General features: G+C 44.2%; 5 protein-coding genes and 2 pseudogenes. 5 read left to right on the top strand and 2 right to left on the bottom strand.

Annotated features, from left to right (window positions below):
- The 5 genes and pseudogenes from DXA74_RS15495 to DXA74_RS15475 all read left to right on the top strand — a co-directional run.
- Positions 1-505 (top strand): annotated as a pseudogene (locus DXA74_RS15495) (mobilization protein); the annotation flags it as partial.
- 162 nt (positions 506-667) lie between these two features.
- The gene (locus DXA74_RS15490) at positions 668-1,633 is read left to right on the top strand and encodes a toprim domain-containing protein (protein WP_007656447.1); all 966 of its coding nucleotides are present in this window, start codon (positions 668-670) and stop codon (positions 1,631-1,633) included.
- A gap of 145 nt (positions 1,634-1,778) precedes the next feature.
- Positions 1,779-2,162, top strand: a complete 384-nt coding sequence (locus DXA74_RS15485; protein WP_004315361.1) for a MobC family plasmid mobilization relaxosome protein — start codon at positions 1,779-1,781, stop codon at positions 2,160-2,162.
- Positions 2,128-3,048: a relaxase/mobilization nuclease domain-containing protein gene (locus DXA74_RS15480; RefSeq protein ID WP_117678390.1), complete on the top strand. Its 921-nt coding sequence runs from the start codon at positions 2,128-2,130 to the stop codon at positions 3,046-3,048. The genes DXA74_RS15485 and DXA74_RS15480 overlap by 35 nt, the downstream gene beginning before the upstream one ends.
- A gap of 4 nt (positions 3,049-3,052) precedes the next feature.
- Positions 3,053-3,772, top strand: a complete 720-nt coding sequence (locus DXA74_RS15475; RefSeq protein ID WP_117543722.1) for a hypothetical protein — start codon at positions 3,053-3,055, stop codon at positions 3,770-3,772.
- Positions 3,773-4,565: 793 nt separating this feature from the next.
- Here DXA74_RS15475 and DXA74_RS15460 read toward each other — a convergent pair.
- Both DXA74_RS15460 and DXA74_RS16955 read right to left on the bottom strand, forming a co-directional pair.
- On the bottom strand, positions 4,566-4,976 hold the full coding sequence (locus DXA74_RS15460; RefSeq protein WP_118529027.1) for a hypothetical protein: 411 nt from the start codon (positions 4,974-4,976) through the stop codon (positions 4,566-4,568).
- Between the two features lie 155 nt (positions 4,977-5,131).
- Positions 5,132-5,206: pseudogene (locus DXA74_RS16955) on the bottom strand (Crp/Fnr family transcriptional regulator); the annotation flags it as partial.

Raw genomic sequence — 5,206 nt, 5'->3', positions numbered from 1 at the left:
AAGCGGATATAACCTGCATATCCATACCGTACTGCATTTGAACAAGGGGGATGACAACACAAGGGGGCATATCGGTACGGAACTGAACAACAAGGCTGAAACCGTCCTGCAAATCACGAAAAGCCAGCAGGACGGCAACATAAGCGAGGTAAAGGCGATGCACATACGTGACCGGGAATTTGACCCGTTCGCATTCCGTATCAATGACAACGCTTTACCCGAAATCGTGGATGATTATGTATTCCAACAACCTAAGCAGGACAGGAACTTTTCGCTTACGGAACTGGCTGAACAGCAACACCGGGAAGCGTTGGAGAACGGTTTCGGCAAGCAGGTGGTACAAGGCTATTCCAATGTCATAGCGGCATTGAAACAGGGTTATGCGAGTATCGGTTACGAGCGTGGACGCAATGTCCTTGTGTCACTTAACAAGTTCCTTGTGAACAAGCGCATGATTGTGAAAGAGGGCAAGGGCTACCGCTATAATCCCGATTTCCATTATTAAAAGTCAGTTTGGTTTAGTCCGGGTGTATATACAAGAGGAACGGACTTACTATTTCCCAGTATCGGAACAGGCAGGTTTAGTATGGTACGGGTGTATATATAACGGACTAAACAGGACTGGTGCACTTTTCAACTATTTTTTTATCCCCAAAAAGAAAATGTTATGAACATCGAAGATGTGAAACAAATACCCATCGCAGACTATCTGCACAGTTTAGGTTACTCTCCTGTCAAACAGCAGGGTAACGGTTTATGGTACAAATCACCGTTAAGGGAGGAACACGAACCGTCTTTCAAGGTGAACACTGACCGCAACCTTTGGTATGACTTTGGCGCAGGCAAGGGCGGCAACCTCATCGCACTGGCAAAGGAACTCTATTGTTCAGACAGCTTGCCATACCTTTTAAACCGGATAGCGGAACAGACACCGCACATCCGTCCGGTCAGTTTTTCTTTTCCCCAGCGTAGGAAAGAACCGAGTTTCCAGCATTTGGAAGTCCGTGACCTTACCCATCCGGCATTGCTCCGTTACTTGCAGGGACGGGGTATCAATATCGAACTGGCAAAGAGAGAATGTAAGGAACTCCATTTTACCAATAACGGCAGACCGTTCTTCGCTATCGGTTTCCCGAACATGACAGGAGGTTATGAGGTGCGCAACTCTTTTTTCAAAGGCTGCATCGCCCCGAAAGACATCACCCATATACGGCAGCAGGGAGAGCCGAGAGAGAAATGTCTGGTGTTCGAGGGTTTCATGGACTACCTCTCTTTCCTTACGCTCCGCATGAGGAACTGTCCGACCATGCCCGACCTTGACAGGCAGGATTATGTCATTCTTAACTCTACCGCCAATGTGTCGAAAGCCCTTGACGTGATGTCCCTGTATGAACGCATCCACTGTATGCTTGACAATGACAAGGCTGGATATGAAGCGACACGGGATATCGAGTTGGAATACTCCTACCGTGTACGTGACTTCTCACACAATTACAGGGGATATTCGGACTTGAACGATTACCTGTGCGGCAGGAAGCAGGAACAGAAAAACGAAGCCAGCCAAGTGCAGGAAACGAAGCAGGAAACCGGACAACGTGCCGCCCCAAGACAAAAGAGAGGCAGGGGCATTTAATCCGGCAGGACTATCAACGGCTGGCGGTTTATTTGGAGAGCAAGGTTATGTTTCGGTAAACCGAAACTACCTTGCTTTGCTCACCGCAAAGAAAATTTCTCCCGTTGGTCGCAATTTTTAAGACACCATTCAAACGTAAAAAACCATGACGAGTATAAAGGACAAGCCGGGGGGACGTCCGGCAAAGAAACGGATAGAGAAGCAGCAACGGGTTGTCAGTACGAAACTGACCGAGTTGCAGTATTACGCCATCAGGAAGCGAGCCGGGGAAGCCGGGTTGCGTGTCAGTGAGTATGTAAGGCAGGCGGTTGTTTCGGCAGAGGTCATACCCCGGCTGAACAGGCAGGATGCGGACACCATCCGCAAACTGGCAGGGGAAGCCAACAACATCAACCAGTTGGCGCACCGGGCGAATGCCGGAGGTTTCGCACTGGTGGCGGTGGAACTGGTGAAGCTCAAAAACAGGATTATTGGAATCATAAACCATTTGTCGGATGATTGGAAAAATAAAAAAGGGAAGCGGTTTTAAGGGCTGTGTGAACTATGTGCTCGGCAAGGAGCAGGCGGTTTTGCTTCATGCGGACGGGGTTCTGACTGAAAGCCGGGGTGATATAATCCGCAGCTTCTGTATGCAGACCGGGATGAATCCCGATTTGAAGAAGCCTGTCGGACATATTGCGTTAAGTTATTCGACAGTGGATGCGCCCAAATTGACAGACGGGAAGATGGTACAGCTTGCGCAGGAGTATATGCGTGAAATGAAAATCACCAATACGCAGTATATCATCGTGCGTCATCAAGACCGGGAACATCCGCACGTGCATATCGTGTTCAACCGCATAGACAATAACGGCAAGACCATTTCGGACAGGAACGATATGTACCGTAACGAACAGGTATGCAAGAAGCTGAAAGCCAAACACGGGCTTTATTTCGCTGGTGGAAAAGAACAGGTAAAGCAGCACCGACTGAAAGAGCCGGACAAGTCGAAATACGAGATTTACACGGCTGTGAAGAACGAAATCGGCAAATCCCGTAACTGGCAGCAGTTACAGGAGCGGTTAGCAGAAAAGGGTATTACCGTCCGGTTCAAACGAAAGGGACAGACCGACGAGATACAGGGCATATCCTTTTCCAAAGGTGAATACACGTTCAAGGGTTCGGAGATAGACCGGAGTTTCAGTTTTTCCAAACTGGACAAATGTTTCGGGTATGCAGGAATGAATGTTGCCGGAAGCCAACGGCAAACAACTTTCGCGCCCGTTCGGGAACAAGCACCTGTACCGGGCAAGGCTGACAGTCCGTTGATAACTGGTTCGCTCGGTCTGTTTTCCGCTTCTTCTCCCCCAGTGGATGAAGAACCTAATTTTAATTTGAGAAAGAAGAAGAAAAAGAAAAAACAACTTAAATTGTAAATACATGGAGGAAAATTTGATTTTAGAGGGGCTTCTCTCAATGGTTACTGAACTGAAAGAGAAGCAGGAAGCACAGGTAACGCCAGCCAGTCGGGAAGAAACTATCGAAAGGCTGAACGCAATCGAACAGGCATTGTCGGAACTGCACAATAATCCGGCTGTTCCCGAAAAGGAATTGCAGGCTATCCAAAGCCAACTTGCCGACATAAAGAATACGGAACAGGAGCAGCAGCAATCCATAGGAGAAGTGAGAAAATTTGTAACGGCTACCTACCGTTGTCTGAAAGAAATGCTGGATGCGTTGGATTCTTACCATAAGGAACGCACAACTGAAAAAGCGGAAACCGAACCAGCATCGCTGTCCCAGCGGATAAGCGGTTTGTTGCGTCCGAAACTGCTTCTCTTTTTGGCAGGGCTGGTTATCTGTTTCGTTTCCTTGTTCCTGAATATCCATTTGGCTGGACGGATGCAGCAGTTGCAGGACAACGATATGAAATACCGCTACATTCTGATGAAAGGGGAAGCGGACGGGGACTGCCTTGATTTGCTGGAAACGAATTTCAGTAGGGAACGGGATAACGTTTTCATCCAAAACTTGACTGATTCGGTGACGGATTTTGAATACCGCAGTAGGAAGCAGGCGGAAGCGTTGGAGCGTGCAAGGCTGCTCAATGAACAAGCCGAGCGGTTGAAAAAGGAAGCCAACCGACTGGGCAAGCCATAAACCGGGAAAACAAGGGATACAAACTGTAAATGTTAAAGCCCACCCAATATATGGAGAAAAGTGCAGTGCATCTTCGTGGTGTATTGCACTTTTTCTATATTTGCGGATAGTCTAATTTGAAAAGCCCAAAATCCCCAATCCGCTGAATTGTTTGGATGATGATTAGGCAATGATTTAATTGTGAATAGGAACTGCACCTACGGGGGCGTTTGCTGAAGTAAATATACTTGACAGATGCTATTATGAAGACATTAGCAACAATCAAATCATTATCGTTATTATGGACATCTAAAGTAAAAAAGATATTCCTATAATGATTAAAGCAATAGATGCAAATATGTATCTATATCTTTTTGTAGAAAACATTGCTCCTATACAGGAGATAGATACAGCAAATTGCATACATTTTAAACTTAACTCTGTAGTCTTAAATATACACATAGACAAAAAAGATAATGCCAAAACAAATATTATAGCATTCAATATATATTTCAGTTTCATATTACTTTGATTTACATTGACCTTATTATCAGTAGCATATAAATTGCTCATCCTATCCCAATAACCAATCCTATGTAAGAGAACAAGGTGAATCTCTTTTCCTTGTATTTCAGCACATAGACCAGCCCGATAATAGCACATAAAGGAATATTAGATGAATCTGCATTTTCCCTTTGTTTACAAGGTATTTATATGTTCTTTCATCCTTTCTTTGCTCAATTTGCGAATCTCACGGTTCTCTTTGTTTTGTTGTAGCATACATTTATGCAACTTAATGTTCCTATGATTCAGTTTAATCTATTTTCTCTAATTCAATTGTAGCTACTTTCTCTTTATCTGGACTAATTTCATTCTGTATAATGGTTATATGTTTTTGGGTATAGCTTTTGATAATCCAAGGGGCTCCCCCCAAATATAAAGCATTGCTATTAAATGTGATATATTTCCCTTCTATTGTATAAGTAATATCAATTTCATCGTAACCTTCCCAATTTACTTTCCCTTTCCGAGTATCTACAAATTGCATACCGACCCCCATATTTTGTACTGCCCAAGCTTCACAATGTCCTGTTCCACGCCATGAAGTCTGATAAAGTGCTTCGGGGGTTAATTCATTTGTCTGTTCATTATCATCGTCGCAGCTTATAAAACTGAATGTACAGAGGAATAGCATAAGTATTCCAAGAATTTCTTTTGTTTTCATATTCTCTTTTTTAATCTCTTGTTTAACTCATTCAATCTTTATTTTGTCTCTTCGTTGAACCAACCAAAGATAAGACAAAGATAAAAAGAAGAATCCTTTGGCAGATTAAGATACTCTTGGAATATTGTTATGAATGTAAATTTCTAAACCTATGTTTATTTTTTGTTGTCAAAGCTTTGCTTGCGTCTGATTCGGCTCATGTGTACGGGTGTAATTTTGAGGTAGGATGC

This window comes from Bacteroides sp. OF04-15BH, from assembly GCF_003477995.1.
Lineage (GTDB): Bacteria > Bacteroidota > Bacteroidia > Bacteroidales > Bacteroidaceae > Paraprevotella.
The sequence above is the reverse complement of the archived record's forward strand: the minus strand, read 5'-3'. Positions and strand labels throughout refer to the sequence as shown.

What these genes read in the sequence shown, in the direction of transcription:
- DXA74_RS15480 (WP_117678390.1), top strand. Translation starts at nt 2,128, where the DNA reads ATGATTGGAAAAATAAAAAAGGGAAGCGGTTTTAAGGGCTGTGTGAAC.
- DXA74_RS15475 (WP_117543722.1), top strand. Translation starts at nt 3,053, where the DNA reads ATGGAGGAAAATTTGATTTTAGAGGGGCTTCTCTCAATGGTTACTGAA.
- DXA74_RS15490 (WP_007656447.1), top strand. Translation starts at nt 668, where the DNA reads ATGAACATCGAAGATGTGAAACAAATACCCATCGCAGACTATCTGCAC.
- DXA74_RS15460 (WP_118529027.1), bottom strand. Translation starts at nt 4,976, where the DNA reads ATGAAAACAAAAGAAATTCTTGGAATACTTATGCTATTCCTCTGTACA.
- DXA74_RS15485 (WP_004315361.1), top strand. Translation starts at nt 1,779, where the DNA reads ATGACGAGTATAAAGGACAAGCCGGGGGGACGTCCGGCAAAGAAACGG.